The 20,829-nt window shown below is 31.8% G+C and carries 15 protein-coding genes, 2 tRNA genes and 1 pseudogene; 2 read left to right on the forward strand and 16 right to left on the reverse strand.

Features of this window, described 5'->3' with window-relative positions; translation table 11 throughout:
* Positions 1 to 2 precede the first annotated feature (2 nt).
* From ACYEKI_RS12705 to ACYEKI_RS12725, 5 genes are read right to left on the reverse strand one after another with little or no spacing between them, the layout of a single operon-like run.
* Entirely contained in the window at positions 3 to 194 is a 192-nt protein-coding gene (locus ACYEKI_RS12705; protein ID WP_459211569.1) for a hypothetical protein, read from the reverse strand.
* 27 nt (positions 195 to 221) lie between these two features.
* Complete coding sequence (gene lptC, locus ACYEKI_RS12710; protein ID WP_459211570.1) at positions 222 to 779, reverse strand: LPS export ABC transporter periplasmic protein LptC; 558 nt, start codon at positions 777 to 779, stop codon at positions 222 to 224.
* Between the two features lies 1 nt (position 780).
* A complete protein-coding gene (locus tag ACYEKI_RS12715; RefSeq protein WP_459211571.1) occupies positions 781 to 2,151 on the reverse strand; it encodes a hypothetical protein in 1,371 nt (456 codons plus the stop codon).
* Between the two features lie 16 nt (positions 2,152 to 2,167).
* Positions 2,168 to 3,409, reverse strand: a complete 1,242-nt coding sequence (locus tag ACYEKI_RS12720) for a hypothetical protein (protein ID WP_459211572.1) — start codon at positions 3,407 to 3,409, stop codon at positions 2,168 to 2,170.
* Positions 3,406 to 4,137: a type III pantothenate kinase gene (locus tag ACYEKI_RS12725; protein ID WP_459211573.1), complete on the reverse strand. Its 732-nt coding sequence runs from the start codon at positions 4,135 to 4,137 to the stop codon at positions 3,406 to 3,408. The genes ACYEKI_RS12720 and ACYEKI_RS12725 overlap by 4 nt, the downstream gene beginning before the upstream one ends.
* A 107-nt stretch (positions 4,138 to 4,244) precedes the next feature.
* Here ACYEKI_RS12725 and ACYEKI_RS12730 point away from each other — a divergent pair.
* Both ACYEKI_RS12730 and ACYEKI_RS12735 read left to right on the forward strand, forming a co-directional pair.
* Positions 4,245 to 4,320 (forward strand) — tRNA-Phe (locus tag ACYEKI_RS12730).
* A 417-nt stretch (positions 4,321 to 4,737) separates the two neighbouring features.
* Positions 4,738 to 4,813 (forward strand) — tRNA-Phe (locus ACYEKI_RS12735).
* A 68-nt stretch (positions 4,814 to 4,881) separates the two neighbouring features.
* Here the strand turns inward: ACYEKI_RS12735 and ACYEKI_RS12740 are convergent.
* From ACYEKI_RS12740 to ACYEKI_RS12790, 11 genes and pseudogenes are all read right to left on the reverse strand, one after another.
* Positions 4,882 to 6,015, reverse strand: a complete 1,134-nt coding sequence (locus ACYEKI_RS12740; RefSeq protein WP_459211574.1) for a type II secretion system F family protein — start codon at positions 6,013 to 6,015, stop codon at positions 4,882 to 4,884.
* Positions 6,006 to 6,476, reverse strand: coding sequence for a PulJ/GspJ family protein (locus ACYEKI_RS12745; RefSeq protein ID WP_459211575.1), 471 nt, complete (start codon positions 6,474 to 6,476; stop codon positions 6,006 to 6,008). Before ACYEKI_RS12745 ends, ACYEKI_RS12740 begins: the two co-directional genes overlap by 10 nt.
* The gene (locus tag ACYEKI_RS12750) at positions 6,469 to 6,795 is read right to left on the reverse strand and encodes a hypothetical protein (protein WP_459211576.1); all 327 of its coding nucleotides are present in this window, start codon (positions 6,793 to 6,795) and stop codon (positions 6,469 to 6,471) included. The genes ACYEKI_RS12745 and ACYEKI_RS12750 overlap by 8 nt, the downstream gene beginning before the upstream one ends.
* Entirely contained in the window at positions 6,783 to 8,045 is a 1,263-nt protein-coding gene (locus ACYEKI_RS12755; RefSeq protein WP_459211577.1) for a hypothetical protein, read from the reverse strand. Before ACYEKI_RS12755 ends, ACYEKI_RS12750 begins: the two co-directional genes overlap by 13 nt.
* Positions 8,042 to 8,512 carry a hypothetical protein gene (locus ACYEKI_RS12760; RefSeq protein WP_459211578.1) on the reverse strand — a complete coding sequence of 157 codons (471 nt, stop codon included), beginning with the start codon at positions 8,510 to 8,512 and terminating at the stop codon, positions 8,042 to 8,044. Before ACYEKI_RS12760 ends, ACYEKI_RS12755 begins: the two co-directional genes overlap by 4 nt.
* Before the next feature lie 5 nt (positions 8,513 to 8,517).
* Complete coding sequence (locus ACYEKI_RS12765) at positions 8,518 to 9,444, reverse strand: hypothetical protein (RefSeq protein ID WP_459211579.1); 927 nt, start codon at positions 9,442 to 9,444, stop codon at positions 8,518 to 8,520.
* Positions 9,445 to 9,467: 23 nt separating this feature from the next.
* Positions 9,468 to 10,160: a hypothetical protein gene (locus ACYEKI_RS12770; RefSeq protein WP_459211580.1), complete on the reverse strand. Its 693-nt coding sequence runs from the start codon at positions 10,158 to 10,160 to the stop codon at positions 9,468 to 9,470.
* A gap of 361 nt (positions 10,161 to 10,521) precedes the next feature.
* Positions 10,522 to 11,187 carry a hypothetical protein gene (locus ACYEKI_RS12775; protein WP_459211581.1) on the reverse strand — a complete coding sequence of 222 codons (666 nt, stop codon included), beginning with the start codon at positions 11,185 to 11,187 and terminating at the stop codon, positions 10,522 to 10,524.
* An 8-nt stretch (positions 11,188 to 11,195) separates the two neighbouring features.
* Positions 11,196 to 15,125, reverse strand: coding sequence for an RHS repeat domain-containing protein (locus tag ACYEKI_RS12780; RefSeq protein WP_459211582.1), 3,930 nt, complete (start codon positions 15,123 to 15,125; stop codon positions 11,196 to 11,198).
* Positions 15,112 to 20,364, reverse strand: a complete 5,253-nt coding sequence (locus tag ACYEKI_RS12785; protein WP_459211583.1) for a hypothetical protein — start codon at positions 20,362 to 20,364, stop codon at positions 15,112 to 15,114. The genes ACYEKI_RS12780 and ACYEKI_RS12785 overlap by 14 nt, the downstream gene beginning before the upstream one ends.
* A gap of 69 nt (positions 20,365 to 20,433) precedes the next feature.
* Positions 20,434 to 20,829 (reverse strand): annotated as a pseudogene (locus ACYEKI_RS12790) (hypothetical protein); the annotation flags it as partial.

Below are 20,829 nucleotides of genomic sequence, written 5' to 3' on the forward strand. Positions count from 1 at the left end.
TATTATTCGTTACGATTTTGAGTAAATTTCTTTCTAAATTTCCTTTTAAAGAAAAACATAAACAATGCTACTCCTGCAAAGATCAAAAATAAAACACTTTTTCCTCCTTCTTGCCCATACTCTACATATGCTTGATACAGAAAAAATACAACTGCTACTAAATAAGCATATTCAAAAAACTTAAAAATCTTCAACGTTTTATATTTTTATTAATTATGAAATTATTCTTCAAGAATTTGAATTCCTTCATTAATTCTTGAATTTAAGGTAGTGAAATCTTGATTAGCATCAAAACCATCACCATTATTTACAGCTCCATTACTCAACTTCGATTTATAAGGTAAATCGGTAAATACCCAATCACGTCGTTGATCCCAGTATAATTGTTGCGCTTCAAGATGTGTACTATCTGCAGTTTTAATATCTACATTCCCTCTCATGTCTACCAACCCAGATTGCTTATATGAAATTGCATAATCTGCTTTGATTACACTTATGCCTCCTTTTTCATCATAAACTCTAAGTAAAACTCCATCTGGAAATTCATGATATCCGTATGTTTTGTTAGTAAAATCCAACATTTTTTGCGAGGTCAATACGGCTTTTAATTTTCCTGAATCGGTGTATTTCAGATTAACATTTTCTCCCTCTGCCATAGGTTGTTCACTATAATCAACATAAGACAAATTAGCTTGTTTACTTTCTGTACATGAAAAAAACAATGTCACAGCAAATGCTGTGACAAGGTTTAAAAAGATATATGTTCTACTCTTTCGCATCTTATAGATTAGGCACTTTTACTGATTCTCCTATCCAACATCCTATACTGATTGATTTACCAGCAGCTGCTTCATTAAAGATATCTGTTTTTGATGGAGCTTTCGCTCTATAGTTAGCTGCAGTTTTTCTAGCCGTAGTTTTTAATGATGGATCTAACCTTCCAGCTCTATCTGCATAGTTAGCCGCTAGCCAATATACCGCTCTCTTATTAAATACAGTATCTCCACAGTTATTTGCACTACTAGCTACCATACTAGCAATTCTTAAATATGCTGTTCCTAAAGATGGCTTTTCTTTTAAAGCTTTTCTATAATAGCTTCTTGCTTGTCCGTAACTTCCTTTTTTCTTAAAGCTTTCACCTATTCTAAAGTAAACTTTAGCTTTATCACTAGCGTTAGTTTCTAAATCTGCTGCTTGATTAAAATATTTTAATGCTACAGAAGATTTCTTATCTTTTTCTGCTAATATTCCTAAGTAATATGCAGTTTTTGCAGATGGTTCAGCTTTATGTAAAGCTTCTACCATTTTAAAGAATAATGGATCATCTGTACATTCTTTACCAGACATTCTAGCTGCTGCACTCTTTAACCATTTTGTATCAGACTTCTTAGCTTCAAACTGCCCATTATATAATGGTATTAAATTATCACAATCTGCTCTAGCTCCAAGTTTTTGGTTAACTCCTGCTTTTACTTTACTATAAGCAGTTAAGTTTATTCCTGCATTCTTTAACGATCTAGCTTCTTTTCTTGATAAAGCAACTCCAGATTCTTTCTTTGCTTCAAGTTCTGCTATTACTTTAGCCTTTTCACTTTCTTCTTTTTCGATTTTATTGATTACTTCATCATATAAATCAAATACTTCTTGCAAATCTTTCTTTCCTGCATCTTGTAGATCTACAAGTAAAGAGAAATATGTATATATTTTTTTAGCTCCTTTAAAGTTAGCATTGTCTTCTGTATAAGCCTTATGAAACTCTGCATATTGAGCTTCTTTTGTACCCATTTTATTATCGTACATCAATTGTCCCATATCAGAATGGAATGCTCCTACTTTTGTTTTTGCAGGGAAATATTGCATTCTTTCTTTCATCAATGCTATCAAATCATTAACAATTGCTGTCTTTTCTCCTGCTGGAGCTTTTTTAAGCTTTGCCTTTAATAATTTAGCTCCAAATTGGTATGTAGCTACACTATATGTAGGACATTCTTTTCTTACTTTCATTAACGGCTCTTCTGCTGCCGCATAATTTTTAACCTTTGCATGCTCATAGGCTATAGAAGCCAATGTAGCGCAATCTGTAGCCTGAGCCTTCATTGTCGAAGTTCCCAGAACTAATCCTGCTATTGCGAGTAAAACTTTAGTATTCATCTATATAAAATTGTAGTTAATTATATTTTAATTTTCTAAACCATTTATCATTTAACGATAAACCTATTGAAATATTAAAGAAATCTTCTTTTACCAATCCTGCATTTACAGTTCCACGTTGTCCGTATTCAAATCCTATATTCGCATTGGAAAATAAAGTTCCTATTGGCAATCCTACTCCAAAAGATATGCCAAACTCGTTTATTCCCTCTCCATCTATAGTTAATCCTGTTTCTTCGTAACGAGCTCCTGCTCTGTAAACCACTCTTTTAAAATAACTAGTTAAGGAATTATATTTTGGAATATAAAATCCTCCTAAACTCATTCTAGTAGCGTTATCATACACTACATTATTTGTAGAAAATGTTCTATTTTGAAAATCTGTAGCTGCAGTCTGTGCGTATTCTGCTCCTACAAACCACTTTTTTGGTTGTCCTATACCAGCTCCAAAAGAATATCCTGTAGCCAAGTCCACCTTTCCTTCCGGAACTGTAATAGTTTGATTTTCGACTACACTTTCTTGTCCATTTCCATTAACAATCACAGTAGATAACTCTCTTGAATTATCTAAGTTCAACCTTGATGTTGGATCTATTGTTGCCGAAACGTTTAATGTTAGTTTTTCATTCAAACTTCTTGTATACATTGCTCCAAAAGAGTATGAAAATCCAGAAACACTAGATTTATTAACCTCTCTAGTAGCATATTGTACATCGTCTTGTTCTAACACTATTTTATTTTCGATATTACCAAAGTTATAATTAGCTTCTAATCCTAGTTTTAATCCTTTTATAACTTCATATCCAGCAGAAAAATATACTTTATTCACTCCTCCAGATCCCGTGAATCTTGAACTTTGTGTATCTGCTTCTGCTATTAATTCATATCCTACTGTAGAAAAAGGTACTAATCCAAATCCAAATCCAAACTTACCGGCAGGAATTCCTATAGATAAATAATCTATTGTAGCATTATCTGTACTTTCTTTTTGTGTATCACTCTTTATTGTAACTGTATTATATGTAGCACCTAAAGCGTATGTAGTCAATTTAAGTCCTCCATATGCTGCTGGATTTTGTAAATTAAGATGTATACTATCTCCATATACACTCAATCCCCCCATAGCTCTATTTTCTGCTGTTCCTTTGAACTTTTGAATCCCTATTCCATAAAACGAATATGGTGATGAAGTTCCTTCTTGAGCGTAAGCATTACTAGCTACTACAACTAATAATACTATTAAAATCTTTCTTATCATTTATTATTATTAAAAGCTAAAATGTGATTAAGCCCCTCTAATAAAAAATCAGGGGCTGCAAAGATGCTATTTTTTAATCTTTTAGACAAAAAATGTGCATCCCCACCGGTTAAAATAACTGTTAAATCACTATAAGTGTTGCAATAATATGAAATTACACCATCTATTTCATGCAAAACTCCGTTAATTATTCCCGAATGAATGGCCTCTTCTGTCGTTGTTCCTATCATATCGTGGGAATTTTCTCTTGTTAATAACGGTAATTTTGCCGTAAACTTGTGTAATCCATTATATCGCATTTGTATTCCTGGTGCAATCGCTCCTCCTAGATATTCTTCATTTTGATTTTTAAACTCGTATGTTATACACGTTCCTGCATCAACAATCAATACATTCTTTGAAGGGTATTTTTCTACTGCTGCAGCGATTACAGCTAGTCTATCTACTCCAAGTGTTTCTGGTGTTTTATATAAGTTTTTAAAAGGCATTAAAGTCTTTGCATTCAACTCTAAAACATCCCATTTTTCTTTAAGCATAGACAATTCTTTGGATTTTAGATCTGCAACCGAAGATATTATAGCTTTCTTTATTTGAAAATACTGCAAATCTATTTTTTCAATTTCTAAACAAAATTGCTCTAAAACACAGACTCTTTTCTCTATCAATTCATTAGCTAAAAACACTCCTATTTTTACGGCTGTATTCCCTACATCTACAATTAGATTCATCTTTTTTATTTATGATTTCAAAGATACAAAATGAATTTTCTCAAAAAATATTTTGTACAATCCAAAAAGCGTATTATATTTGCACCCGCAATAAAGCAATAGCGACTGGTGCCTTAGCTCAGTTGGTAGAGCAAAGGACTGAAAATCCTTGTGTCCCTGGTTCGATTCCTGGAGGCACCACCAGCAAAATTAAAACCTCGATTTTCATCGAGGTTTTTTTTATATCTTCTATTTTCATTATTTGACTAAAGTTGGAGTCAAGAACAATTGTTGTGTTTTTTTATAAGCGAAGAGTGATTAGCTACGAGAACTAAGTTAGGTTGAGTCTAAAACTTAAAAGGATTCTCTAACATAAACTATATAATAAATATAGCTGTATTTTTAAAACTATCTAAGATTTGGATATTCTTTATTCATAAATATATTTCGCCTTCAACTTTTGATTCAAATCTATTCCTTAATAGACTACCTAATTAATTTACAACACAATAGCAATTCTCTATATTTTTCTTTCATCAATTCGTTACATTTTTACTTCATATATTTTGTATAATCCAAAAAGGCTATTATATTTGCATCCGCAATAAAGCAATAGCGACTGGTGCCTTAGCTCAGTTGGTAGAGCAAAGGACTGAAAATCCTTGTGTCCCTGGTTCGATTCCTGGAGGCACCACCAGCAAAATTAAAACCTCGATTTTCATCGAGGTTTTTCTATTTTATATATTAACCATTACTCTATAATTTTTATCCTATTACACTACTTAACTTAAACATAGGTAAATACATTGCTACTAGGATTACACCTACTAATACTCCCACCAGAATTGTGAGAATAGGATTTAAAACATTAGAAATCACCTGAGATTGATACTTTACTTGCTCATTATATTGCTCGTTTAATCGCTCAAAAATATATTCTGTTTGATTGGTTTCTTCTGCAACTCTAAGCATTGCTACCATCTTTTTGTCAAATATTTTATGTTTTGCAAAGGCTGAGCTTAACTTACCTCCTTCTACTACTTTAATGTTTGCATTTTTTAATCCTTCTTGTAATGGATAAAAAGAAATCATATTACTAACTAAATCTATACTTTCTACCAAAGGTACTTTTGCGGATGTTAACAAAGCTATAGCTTGTGTAAACTGAGCCATATAAATTTTTCGTACATATTCTCCTATGATAGGTAGTTTTAATTGTATTTGCCCCCAAACGCCTTTAACCTTCTTATTTTTGAATACATATTTGATTGTATACCCCAATACAATACTTAATAATAGTATCCAGATTCCCTGTTCTTGAATTAACGAAGAGAACTGAATCACTATCTTGGTTATCCCTGGTAATTCTACTCTATTTTGTTTAAAAATATCCACAAACATCGGTACGACATATTTTAACATAAAAATAATTACCAAGACTGCTGTAATCAATACAATTACTGGATATGTCATTGCCGAAATAACTTCTCTTTTTAAGTCGTTCTTTCGTTTATAAAACAAACTAAGTTCTAAGGTTATCTCTGCCAGTTTACCTGTTTGCTCTCCTATTCTAATAGCATGATATTCATAGTCTGAAAAAGCTTTATGTACTCTAATAATTTCTGAAAATGGCTTCCCGTTAACAAGTTCTTCTAGCATTTCTGAAATCATTTTAGCATCCTGTTCTTTTTTTTGTGTTTCTGCTAATAACTCGAGTCCGCTTTTTAAGTCTATACCTGATCTTAATAAGACGTTTAATTCATTATACCATTGTTCTTTTTTCTTATTATTAAAGTTTTTGCCAAAAAGCGTAATCTCTTTTGTTAATATCTCTGAGATATCCCAATTTTTATCTTTTGCTTTTTTTTCTTCTTTATGTTTTTGAATTTTTATTCCCATTCTTCAAAATATATACTCAAATCATTATGCTTTGAGATAAAAACAAATTGTATATCTAAACTCTCTTCAAAATATATTTTAATCGCATCTATTCTTCCCTTGGTAACTTCTTCTCCTTTAAAGTATAATACCTTTTTTCTAACTTTAAGTGGATACGCTTTTATTGAAGTATAAATACTATCTTCTTTTATTTGATATCTTTCTTCACGTATAGGATTTTTTAAAATGATAGTCTCTGTTTCATTATCCCAATAACTTTCTCTAAATCGATTAAAATCTATTTGTAAACTTTGATGTAGTTGCTGAATTTCGGATTTATGTTTATAGTTTGATGCTATTAATTGTATATTATTTTGCACCATATTAATGACAGAAAAGGCTAACCCCACAACAATAGCAGTAATCACTAACACAACCATAATTTCGGTTAAAGTAAAGGCGTTGACTTTAGCTTTATTCATCAGTCACCTCTCTTTCTAAGATTAGTTCTTGTATACTATTTTCTTTTGTATATAATAAAATCACATCATTTTGTTCTTTTATTATTTCTAATTCCCAACCTCCATAAGTTTCTACATACGGTATTTTAATCTTTTTGTGTTGATATAAATACTGTAATTCATGAATCTTATTTTGTATTGCACTATTTTCTTTTCGTATCGTATTTGCAAATGTGTTATTCAATATGATACTAGCCATTATAAACACAATGACGACCAACACTGATGCTGTTAATGTTTCTACTAGCGTAGCACTGCGTATTTTTTTCAGTATAACCATCTTGCTAGTGATTTCTGAGTATTTTTAAAGGGCAATCCTGCATAATCCTCAACATGATACGGTAATATTTGAGCATCAATGATATGATTCATATAAATGCTTCCTTTTTGTTTAGCTATAAACTGATTTGCATATAATCCGCCTTGGATTTTTCCTCTAAAGTCAATATTTCCTTCGCAATAAATTTCGCCTCTAATATCCACTTCTTTATCTATAAATATATGCGTTTTGGTGCGTTCTTCTGCCTTTTGATTTTTAGTCAAAAAAACCACACTACCATCAATAGATGTTCCTTTGCCTATCTCTATATTCTTATCTTTTTTAGCTTGCAAATTAGTATTTGTGATTTCTTCTGTCTCTTTTGAACTCATTAAAACAGCAGAGGGATACTGTAATGCGACATTAGCTTCTATTTTTATCTTTTTTGAAGCTATTAATTGTGCTGTTCCTTTAAATCCGCTTTTAACTGTTATTTTGGGTGCAATACATATCACGTCTTGCAATACTGCATTAGGGTATATGATAATCTCTTTATTTGACTTAATTATGATATTCCCTATTAATTTTTGATGTGTTATAGATATCGTCTGAATACTTCGTATAAGTTTGGTAGTATTTAAGAACGTATTCTTAACTTCTTTTTCTAAGTCTACCTCTTCTGTATTATTAAGTTCTGTAGATAAAAGTCTATCCAGATATATTTTCCAATCTTGTTCTAATTGAGGCAATGTCTCTTTACTTTCATATGTTCTTCCATAAAAAAGTTGACTTCCTTGATAGTATTCTCCGCCTATATTTCCTGCTCTAAAACCCGCTTTAGAAACATAACTATTCCCTTCTACTCTTGTATTTCCTGCTACTACTACTGGAGACCATTGGTCTACTACATATAAATTAGGGCTATCATCTTTTAATAAACTTCCTTTAAACGCTACATTAACAAAATTAAACTTACGTAATGCTGTTTTCACCGCTACCTTTTCCCAAGCACCATGATATGTTGCCTTCTTTTTTATAACCTTAACGTTATCTTCTATTTTTAAAGTATCATTACTTATTGCTACTTCCTCAAGAATTGTTCTATTATTCTCTGTAGAAGTATGTATCAACTCATTTGATTGTACCTTAAAAAAAGAATGTGTGTGAGTCAACATCAAAAAACTTCCTAAAAGTAACGCCACGATAACTGCTACCATCAGTGCAAAATGTAGTGCTTGTGCTTTAAGTTTTATGCCTAATATCTTCCTCAATTTAGGATTGAAAATTGTTTTTGTTTTCCTTTATATCGTAATGTAATTGTAGTATCATTCCCTCTAAGAACAGTTATTTCATTAACCGTTTCTCTTTTTGAAACCACATGTTCCTGTCCTGCAATGTTTATTAAAAATACTGCTGTTTGTGTACCACTACCTGTTATTTTTCCTTTATATTGGATTTGAGGCCATTGTATTTCTTCTCGCTTTTTGTTTGCCTTAGGTGCAGTTTGTGCTATTTTCTTTTTTACATATGTTTTTCCTAAGAATGGATCTCGAGTAATTTCTGCTAACTCAAACTTCTCTCTTTCTACTGTTTTTATTTCTTTGGTATTTACTTTGACTTCAGAAAAATAAACAGGTTCTTCTTCAGAAAAAGCATCTACAACTTGGTAGATAATAGCCCCCCAAACAAAAACAACTACAGGTAGTAATATATATATTCCTTTTTTTCCTTTAAGCATGCTCTTTAATTTATTTCAAAACTAAATACATCACTTGTTTCACTTTGATTTCCAGCTTCGTCAAACGCTCGAACTACCCAATAATAGGTTGCCGTATCAGCGATCTCTATTTCATGAGGAGAGGTTGCTCCTGCTTTGGTCACTAAATCTGTTAACATCTGATTTCTATACACATAAAGACTATCAAACTCTGTAGTTCCTTCTACGGCTTCTCTGGTCCATTCAAAACGTATCGTATTTGTAGTTAACATCGCATTATTGACTGGCGCCGTTAATTGTGGTTTTCTTGGGTTATTACTATCAATAATTACCGTATGGTCTGTATATAATGTATTTTGTGTTTGATTCTCGGCTCTTACTTGCCATTTTACTTCTCCTTCGGGTAAGGTCAACTGAATATTTGTCGTTGTTACTGTCTCTTCTTGTAATACGACATCATTACTATCCAAAATTTGTATTCTATATAGTACAGCATCTGTAACCGCATTCCATTGCAGATTCACCAATCTATTATTCAGGATTTGGTTATCTACAGGGCTTAATAAGCTCACTATTCTTGATGAAAAATCCTCACTTTCTCTTACTTCAAAATCGGCAGCGGTATATATAGTTACTGAGTTTTCATTTTCTGCTCGTACTCTCCATTCATATCTATTTGCTGGCAGCGTTGTTGTATAACGTGCTGTAGTAAGTATTGTATCTTTGACTATTTGATTTGCTGTTTCAAAATTAGGTCTTGCTATTTGTACTTTATATTTTGTCGCTCCAGTAACTTCTTCCCATCTAAAATCTACTACTGTATTGTTTACAGTACTATTATCTAATGGTGCTACTATGGTCACTACTTCTTCTGTTATATCTTCTTCGAATAGGATTTCTTCACAACTCCAAAAACAACCTAATATCACTAGGTATAACATGGTCTTTTTCATTTTTCGTTTTTTGATTTTGTATTTTAAAATTTATTTTTTTGCTCTTCTATTACTTGTAAAGCATTTTGTTCTTGTCCTTTTGCACATTTTGCTCCTTGTTGTAATAAGGCTGATAACTTTGGTTTCCCTCTTTTATCTTTTTTCCAACAAAAACCTGAGGTTTCTACATCAAATACAGTTCCTTTTGATAATGGGATTGTATAAAACTCTTTACCTTCTTTAACCAAAGAAATCTCGTATTGCTTTGGGTATTTATTTTGTAAAAATAATGCTTCTGCTTGTGCTAACTGTTTTTGATCAGTAAGCGGAATCACCCATTTAACAGCATCTACAATAACCGCATTAGGTTGTTCTATCACATAGGTACTTACTCTTTGATTAACTTCTTGTTCTAATGCTTCTAGTATCCCCACTTGATCTGCTATATAAAGCGTTATATATTGTAGTTTTTTCTTTTGTATCGTATCTTTTAAAGGTAATGCTTTTTTTATCTCTGAAAATTGATTTCTGTATTCTTGATATGTTTTTGAGTCAAAATCCTTGACATGATACTCAAGCTTGATAGGGTTTTGATATTGCGGAATCGCAGTAGTATTATAAGATTTATTAACAATACCTATAGTTCCTAAGCTAGTATTGGACTGTGCCTGTAGGTTTGTAATGGTTATAAATACAATAATTATACTTATATACCATTGGTTTTTTATTAAATGCATATTTCTTTGATGAATGTTTTAATATTAATATACAAAGATACGGTTTCTTGAGAAAAAATGCTTTTCCTTATTTATTAATACATTTTTTGTTCTTCTACTTGTAATTGTACGAAGTCACAGACTATCGCAAAGCTGTCTAACTTTTTTTTAATCACTCTTCGAGAAAATCGTCATTGATACTTTTATACGTGATACAAAAACCCTAAAAGCATACTCTGCATAAAAATCAAAACCACAACCTATATCAAAATAGATTGTGGCTACTGATTATTTTTATTTATTGTTGTTTGCCAAGCTTCAACGACACTCGAAAAGAGTCGAATGCTAGCAATTTAAACTTAGCATAACTGGTAAGTATAATTTAGTTCACCTCTACAGAAATCAATAAATAATCATATTTTAGTTTCAAGAAATTTAAATGAGTCTTCAGTTTCTTTTTTATAGAATCAACTAAAAATCTATTCTCATAATCACTAAAATTATTATTCAAACAAAAGATAGCTAATTCTTTATTTTTATATTTAAAAGTTACTATTTTTCTTTTTTTAACAAGTGATCTTCTTTCAGAATAAAAAGGTAATGTTACTAGTGAATCAAATTCTGTAATAAGAAAATCTTGCAACTCTTCTCTTAAATAATTGTTTTCAATTTTCTTATAATCTTTATAAATATGAATCAAACGAACAAAACTTTCTAAGTTGCATTTATTATTTTTAGGAATGTCATTATCTAAGTCTATTTTATATTCTTTTTTAAAAAAAGAAAACTGCTGATCTTCGATAATTAATAAATTCCCCTTAATATTTAGATTGTGATAATTATTTTTAATATAATCTATATAATTATAATTTTCATTAAGATAGTTTTTGAAAGAACTAATATCAACATCTTTTGTTAATGGAATATTATAAAAATTATTATATTCTTGAATAAATCTTAGATAATCTGTTTTTAGATTGTTTCTTTTATCTATTCTAGAACAACTAATAATCATAAACACCAATAAAAGATTAAATAAAAACTTCATACATAATATTATTTGTGTGTTCCAAACATAAAAAGCAATAGTTGATCATATAATTGTCTATTATCAACATTCAAAATCACAACTCCTTTTGCTTTGCCATCAAAACTTAATGCATTTTCATAATACTCACCATGAGAAGTTGCATATTTTCCTAAATCATTAATTGAACTAACTATATTTACGCCCTTATTTCTTACTAAGTACGTGCCCGTTATAGGAATTGAACTACCATCTATATTTAATGTCGTACTAAAATGATATTCATTTGATCCTAAACCTGTATCATATGTTAAAAAAGTTCCATTATTTCTTTCAAGCCCCGGTATACTAAAATCTTTTGGATAAAATCCAACAGTAGATCTTTTTCCATCTAAAAATTGTGCGTAACCATCTTTTTGACTTAAAATAGCATTTTCTATTTTTGGTCGAATCATAGCTGAAACATAACTTGAAAAATCAATTTTTGTACTAACACCTCCTGATCCAACAAAAGATTTAAATTTATCTAAAAAGCTTGCATTTTTTTCAAAATGTTCTGATACAGAATTAAAACTCGTCCCAACATATTCATACAAATCAGTATTTAAATCACTATCTGAAGCAGAAGTCACGTTTTCATCCCAAATATATCTATCGGTTTCTTTATTATAAACCCAATCAAAACCTCCATCAGGATCTATTCTAATAATAGGATTATTTCCCATTGCCATATAAGGAGAGTCATACTGCCCTGCTGGATCCGTAGTCAACCATCGCCCTATTCTACTATCCCATAATCTAAGTTCAAATGCTTCTTTACCTGTTTCAGGATCTTTTTCTTGGCCTTGATATGCATATCTGTACCCTTCGGCCCCGCTCAGGGTACGCCCAGGCATTGCCATCCCAAATGGATAATAATCTGTAGTTGTTATTGCTATCGGTTGCCCAGTACTTGTTCTACCTACTACTACTCTTACATTTCCTAAATGATCTGTTAACTGGTATAAGCTATTGCCTGTTACTCTTTTATATACTCCTAATCGTCCACTACCATAAATTGTATGCTCTATAGCTTGTCCATCTCTATAAATGGCCATCGCCGTTCCTGCTGCATCTCGTACATAGTGTTCTGTATAGTTAAGATTTCCCTCTGTACTGTATGCTTCTTTACGAACTCGATGTCCTTTATCATTGTAAAAGAACTTGACTAAAGATACATTATTTCTTTTGATCTCAGAAACTAATCCACTTGTGTTATAAAAATAGTCTATCCCTTCTTCGTTATTACGAACTAATTGCCCTATACTATTGTATATATAATTATCCCCGTCTTGATCCTTGATATCTGCTGCATTCGTATCTCTAGTCACGGCATCATCTACGCGCAATAGCTGATTCTTTTTATCATTTTTGTATACATATGATAGTTGATCCATAGTATTAGCCCCATCTTCTGTATGCTTATTACGATTCAGACTTTGTATATTACCATTAGCATCATAAGTAACCCCATATACATTATAATCTCCTGTACTATCTACTTCTTGCTCTTCTACTATTTTAGCTGTAAATATCAAAGAACTGCTTGCTTCTACATGGAATCCTGGTTTTAGGCTAATCGATCTTGAAGCTCTTGCATTTTGACTAGACACTATAGGAGTTGATAATATCTTATCTACTTCAATTCCATTATTACCCACAAGTGCATTATTAAAACTAGCTCCTGTTAACCAATTATTTTTATTATAGCTGTAATAATAGGTATCACTAACTCCATTATTTTCATCCTTAGTATTCCAACTCCATGCTTTGATATTACCATTGTATTGATCTGCTCCTCCTGCCATACTTGGTATAGACGTTGGTGTATTAGTTCTTCGATAATCATTCTGGTAGTAATGTAAATTCATCCCAAACAGATCGCGTACATCTCTTCCTGGATCGGTAGAGCTATTTAATCTTGGGTCATTTACACTCTTTAATGCTCCGTTAAGGTTGTACACATAATCGATTCCTTGTAATCCATTACCTATTATTGTTCTTTTTAGACTTCCTGTTTCATAATATTCATACTGCCCATCTTCTTGAAAATTGATATTATCTAGAGATGTCTCTACTTTGATTAAACTATAGTCTGCTGGATCATATGTATAACGATGTATAAATTGTTCGTTTTGTACTCCTTTTTGAAAATATACTTTAGTTACTTGACTTGTGATTGGATCATATTCATAATCAATTGTTTTTACTCCATTCAATCCATTTATTTTTTGTACAATCCATTTTACTCTCCCATAGATATCATAGCTATACCAAGTTGTTGTAGTTTCTGGATTGGCGGTGTAGGTTTTTGATACATTACCTGACACAAAACTTTGTTTTCCATAATTGATATACCTACTATCTCTCGTAAAAGCTGCTTGTAAACCATTCTGGTCTGCAATATCATAAACCGTAAATACTTGCTCTTTTTTAAACCCTGGAAATTCTTCTTCATCTGGATCTAAATCGTCAAAAATAATAACCTCTGATGGGGTATTATTTGTAGATAAACCACTTTCTACAGGCCTTCCATAAGTATCATAATTGGTATATGAAAACTCTTCTATAAGAATTCCTCCTCCTCCACCATTTCCTGGATCGTCACCATCTCTAATTCCTGTTTCAAAAATATCTCGCTGTAAATGATTTTGCGAAAAACGAATTTGCCCATCTTTTCGGTATTTAAATCGAGATGTTCCCTCATCTCGATTTTGAGTTTTAACCAACTGATTTAATGAATTGTATTCATATATAGTGCTTGGATTAAAAACATGATCTACAGGCTGTGCATTGCTTATCAACCTACCTGACTTATCATATTTGTTAAGATTATAATCATAATAATTGGTACGATAGGTTATTTGTATACCACTAGTCCTTCCTGTATAATCACTTAATGCTACTCTGTAAAAACCATTTGTTAATGCTGTATGTGAGGTTGTAACTAATTGTTCTGTAATTAGATCATAAATTTTTATTCCTACCTGAAAAGGATTTGTAATTTCTATTCCTGTAATCCCTACAGGGATGTGAATGTCTATATATCCTTGTTCATTAATTCTAATCGTAGAAGTGAAAATCTCATATTCTGAAGTTATTCTATCTTCATCACCACTTCGAGCTGTTGCTAATGTATTTCCATCTGTATCTGTAAAAACCACATTCTCTACTCCATGTACATCCCTAACTACAGTTTTATAAGCCTTAATATTTGCATATTTAGATTCCTCAAAGGCAAATATATTTGATAGTTCTTGTCCTACAGGCATTGTAAAACTATATGAGTGTCTCCATTCACCGTTTTGTTTATTCCCTCCTATAGTTTTTAAAGTTGTTCCTGGATTCAATACACTATAAATTGATCTACTATATGGTCGATCTGTAACGTCTTGATATGGTTCTCTTGTATTTGATTCGCTATAATACCATCCTAATGAATTAGCTTGATTTCCTATAAGCGGAGGAGTCTCTATATCTCCAGAATCATAATCATTGACTGTTAACTGTAATCCATTAGGCTTTCTTGTAAAGTTTTGCATATAACTAAAACTAGACTGTCTTCCTATTGGTGAACTTAAGGTTTGTAATGCTGGTCGCCCTTGATTATCATAAAAAACCTCTGACGCCCACATCTCGTCTAATTTTTTATCGTATGATATTGTTTGAATAGTTTTACCTAATCCATTAGAAAAGGAAACATTGGCTCCTACTAAATTCCCTTCTGCATCATAACTATTTACCGATATCCAATTTTTATCTGTGGTTGATACATTAATTTGAGACATAGCCATTTGCCCTATTAACGTAATCATTATAACGAGAACAATTCTCTTATAAAAAAATTGCTTTTCCATATTTATAAAATTGTTTATTGATTGATCTTCTAGATTCGCATTATTTTTGTTAATTCTGTTCATAACAATCCGTTATAATACTTCTAGATAAGCTTATTACTTCTTGAGTTTGTACATCTCTTACTTCACATCTCACAAAAATCTCTTCTCTTTCACAAGTAGGTATATCGACTCTATCATTATTACCCCATGAGCTAAAGTTAGTAGGTGGTCTTCCATACTCTACACCCCATCGATATTGATACTCTCCACTACCTTCAGAAGCTTCTGCTACAACATATTCTACACGTGGATTTGGTCCTGCTTGATATCCAAAATTTGCTTCTAAAGGGTATAGGAGATATGGATCTTCTACATAATTAGCGTAATGATAATTATGCTCTGTACTCAATTTAAAACCTCCTGTAAGTCCTGGTTGGTCAACCACTTCTTCATATACTCGTTTCAATCTTCCTGCATCATCATATTCATATCTTGTTGCTAGGTTATTACTTCCTAAAATATGTGTTAATTCTTCCCATTCATTATAGACATAACTGGTCATTGTTGATGTTATCGGATATACTCTAAAATCATCAAAATAAGATATCCCTGTTCCGTTTATTAAAGCTATTTCTTCATTGGCAACAATAGTATCTGTATAGAAATTTAATTGCACCCAGTTTCCTGCAAAAACTTTTTCGTTTTCTTCATATATTATTGCTGCGTTTCCTACCTTTAATCGAGTTCCTGTATAATTAGCTTTATCCACCCAAACAGAAACCCTATATTTATTCGTTTCTCCTACAGTTACATAAAATGGTTTTTGAGATGTATTTGCCTTAATACTATATTTTCCTGTATGTACTTTTTCTGAAGATATTACGGTACTTGCATCTTTATATACACCACCTCCTAGATTATGTGATCCTATTAATTTAATATCTTCTGCACCGCTATAAAACATAGCACTATATGCTGCATTCGCTACTGCAAAAACTTTTGTTTGATCTATATCATATTTTACAGCTGCCTTATTACCATTGATATCAACAGTTTCTAATGGCTTGGAGAAATGGTTATATTGCAAAGTTTCCGAAATTTTCTCCCAATTACTATTTGTTTGGATATCTAAATTCCAATTAAAATTACCAAAGGAGTTTACATCATAATTTTCAAAACCTCCGTTAGTCGTCAACGCTCCATTCCATCTATACATTGCTTTTTTACGCCATACATTATATCCCCAATCTCTCCATGTATCTACTGATGCATCTAATACTTCGATATTCTGATCTGCATCTATTAAATAGGTCTGAGAAGCTGTAACTTGTGTTAACATATTTTTGTTATTATCATCTATCACCTTACTAGACATTTTTGCATATCTTTCAAAAGCAGGCATAGATTCTACAACTATACTCTCACCAAATGAATTTTCTGTTATTACTTTTCTAGCTTGTCCAGAAATAGGATTTCTATCCTCAAATCTTGTTGTATAAGTATTTCCTCCTTTTATTTCTGTAGTCTGCTTTAATATACTTGGGTATTTAATTCTTTTTGAAGAAGCAATCATTTTTTTATGTCTCTTACTAGTATCATTACTTGATACTTCTTTATATGTTTGAAAAGCTTCTTCTTTTATCCCCAGTTTATTAGGGATTTCGTCTTTTGAATAGTAATCATTAATGGTTTTACTCATCAATTGATTTTCTCCATTGAATGTTTCTACTTCAAGTAATCGTCCTATTGATGCTAAATTATCTTCTACAACACCTTCTTTAATAATTACATCTGTATTATTAGCATATGTAGGGTTTTGTACGAAACTATCTATTTGATTAATTTTTATTTCATACAAATCATCATACTTTATCCTATTCTCATCTTTATTTTTTAATATTTCAAACTTGTAAATGTTTTTAGGCATTTTTTCTGCTTCTGAGGCTCCATTTTGCACAGCAACATACTCATACATTACTCTAGGGAACGGTAATTCTGCACTATATGGTAATTCTTCTTCTAACTCATCTGCAAATGGATAGTAACTTACTGTTCCTATTCCACTACCATTTTCACCATAGGTATAAATCGTTTTGTATGATTCTGTATCTGTTTTTAATTCTACATTTTTAACTCTTATACCAGCTCCTATTGTTACCTGATCTGGATTTGGATATTCTGCTGTAAATTCGTTAACATACTCTTTTTTATCTCCATAACACCTCCTCTGTTCTTCAGTTATTACATTTCCATCATATTTAACACCGTATCTAAAACCATCTAGCCTTCTTGTTATAGTACCTTTTCCTTTATAACTCTTTTCTACTAAAATATCTTCATCTGATGTATATCCTTCATCACAATATTTTTGGTGATAATCTATATCCAGTTTATCACCTATATTAAATTCTATAACCTCTGGAGATTGTATTATAAAATCATATTCTGTACCTCCTGATGTAGTACTCATAATTCTAAAATCGTATTGTCGCCCTTCTCTAAACTTGATTGCATGAGTTATTATACTTTTACTTCTATGCTCTTCATAATCAACTTTAATACTTCCTCCCTGTGGTGTTATAATTTCATTCAAAGACCAATATGATGGATCTATTTTATTATATCCCCACTCATCTACATCTTCCACATTATAGGTATAGTTAGGTTCTATATATTTGAATTGATATCTAGGAATGACACTTTTATTTCCTTTACCTCTAAACCCTACAGATGCTAAAGAAGATCTCTCATTCCCTCTTACCAAAGTACCATATTGAAGATCAATTACTTTTATCGATTTATCATATAAGCTTGATGGAATATCAGTTTTTGTATAAACATTCTTAAACATTCGTCGATGTGCTATCACATTTTCCTTCTCTGAATCATTATATTTTATCGATTCTCTTACCGATGGTGTATCATCAGGAGAATCCGTAGTTAAATTAACTATATCCTCATTTTTAAGTAAAATCACTTTATCTAATCTTAATTGATGTTGTTTAAAAACAAAAAAACGCTGGTGATAATTACCTCCATTTTGTCCTCCTACATGGTCAACTCCCTTATAGCTCCATGTTTTTGAAGTCTCATAAGGACTTTCTTCTTTTACAAAAATTCCGGTGTGGGTTCTTGTTTTTATTTCATTTAAATAAAATACATCTTTTCTACCATGAGTTACTGTTTTTACTCCTACTCGCTTTTTACTTTCTATAAAATCTTTATTACTTGGATTTCTCCATATATACGAGTCTGACCATTTACCATAACTTAAATCAACCCAATATCCTAAATCTCCTTCTCCTGCTATACCATCTCCATTATCTATAAAATCAGGACCTGTTACAGCTGTTAATAACCAGTGTGTCGCATACGGTTCTAGTTGTCTTTTTTCAAAATAAGATTCATTTTCTGGCTTAGGTGTACTACTATTCTCTTTTTTTACCTCTCCTATTGTCCTAGAAACCATTTCATGATTATATACTGGGAGTGAGTAGTGATACGTTTTCCCGTCAGGTGCTGTAATTTTAAACGCTCCGATTCCATCATCTGGAGTAGATGCTCTATTAAATGACTCTGCTCTTAATCTAGGCTTCAAGAATCCTTTTCTATATACATCTGTAGCATTCTCTTTAATTTCTTTATTTGTAAAAAAAGTTACATGATTAGATGTTATTCTATCTGGTAAAGCATCATTAGCTGGTACCCCTCCTTTATAATATGATAGAATATGTTGCGAGCGTTGTGTTAATTCATTTAAGGTATAAAACTCTGCTGTATTAATTCCCAAATATGTTGTTAATTCATTATCAAAATGAAAACTCGGTCTTTTATTAAATTTAAGATGTTCTTCTATATCCCTTGCCAAAGTTCGACCGTTAGGCCTATATTTAATTTTATACCCTTCTGCATTCTCTAAATTATTCTCAAAACCAAAAAGAGCGCCATTATCATATACTCTAGAACTCATAGTTCCTGATAATCCTTGAGCTTGTACCATATAACTATCATATGCTGGAAAAGATATGTTATTATGCTCTACTCTATTTTCTTCTGCAAATTTATTATCATATAACGGAACTTCATATGTATCCATAAAAGCAGTATTTTCATACTCAACTTCTATATCACATAAACAATCTTGCCCATCTAGATACTCTAGTTCTTCTTCTAATTCTTCATACGAATCAAAATACTCTTGATGACACATAATATGCTCATCTGGATATGCTCTATGACATATAATCTTCCATCTCGTTTCATTAAAAGTACCGTCTTTGAAATACATCGGAGCGTTTATATAATTTGTCTTCTTCCTACTTATATAATATCTAAGCCTCTGATTTCCATACGTAAAACTAAATATCCCAACAGGAGTTGGAACTGTAATTGGTAGTAAAAAACCACTTTGTGAAGTTGTATAGTCCCCCATACTTACTGAATTTGAAAAAGCGACTCTCAATCCAATTCCTACTCCACTTACCGCATTAAAAGATCTAGATGCTCCTCCTCCTTTTGAAGAACGATTAAAACTTACATTAGCACTAATTCCTGATGAAGAAAAACTAACTCCTAGAGAACCTTGTCCTTTACTATTAAAACCAACTGAATATGTTCCCGCACTCGTAGCTCCTATCGAAAAACCTCCGCTATTACTTGAAAATCCTAAATTTCCTCCTACTTCTCCTGTAGAATCAATACTTGCTCCTAAAGATAATCCTGAAGCAAAAGTTGCTGATACTCCTACACTTGATCTCTCTGTTCCTATTGTTGCATTAGCGCCTACATTAACCGTACCTACCTGCAAACCAACACCTGCACTAACATATCCTCCAACACTTTGATGACTTCCCCAAGTAACCCCTGTCGAAACTGAAAAAGCACCCGCCGAATATCCTAAAGAAGCATGATGAGATGTAATTAATCCTCCTTCATCATAAAAATACTCTGTAATCTTTGCTGACTTATAATCGTCTGGATATCCATTCACAGTTCTATTAATAGCTCCTGGATTTAATGTCCATCCTAAACCAACCCAAGAAGCTTGTTGTTCCATCCCTATTCCTCCATGATATGATAACGCAACTGGATATCCTCCTTCTGGAGATGGTACATTTAACATTGGTAATACATATGTAAATGCTCCTGTGTTAAGATTCACCATATCTGTAGCATCTACTGGCTCAAAACTTGTTGCTTCTGGTGCTGTTGGTCCATTATTATTTGCCCATAATTGATTATACGGAATCAAGGTCTGGAGAAAATTAAGTGTAAAAAACACCGCTATTACTCGGTGCGAAAATTTTGTCTTGGTCTTCATAATTTTGGCTTATAAAGGATTATTCGTCTTTTGATTGTTTATACTTTGTACTAGATTGTCACAGTCATTCTAAAATTGTAATTGTGGTTCGTTTGTTATTACCTTAATTGGTATTTTAAATTTCACCTCTCCCGTATACAATCCTAAATCTTCTATGGTGAGATTGATATAGGTATCTTCTTCTATTTTTTCCTCTCGAGGATATACCAATAACATCGTAGTTGCTCCACTCATTCCATACATCCTAGGATAAATATAATCTGCCATGGCTATGGTATCTTTATGAAAGGTGTACATATGTACTTTTTCTTCCATTCCAAAAGCTAGTTGATTTACCATTGACCCAAATTGCTGCCTGTTTCCTGCCATTCCTGTCAATAACTCCTGGTTACCTCTTGACATGGATAAGTTGAAATACAGATATTCTCCATATTTCTTCCTTAAACTATCTATTTGTTGTTGATT

The organism is Aquimarina rhabdastrellae (assembly GCA_947387485.1).
GTDB lineage: Bacteria > Bacteroidota > Bacteroidia > Flavobacteriales > Flavobacteriaceae > Aquimarina.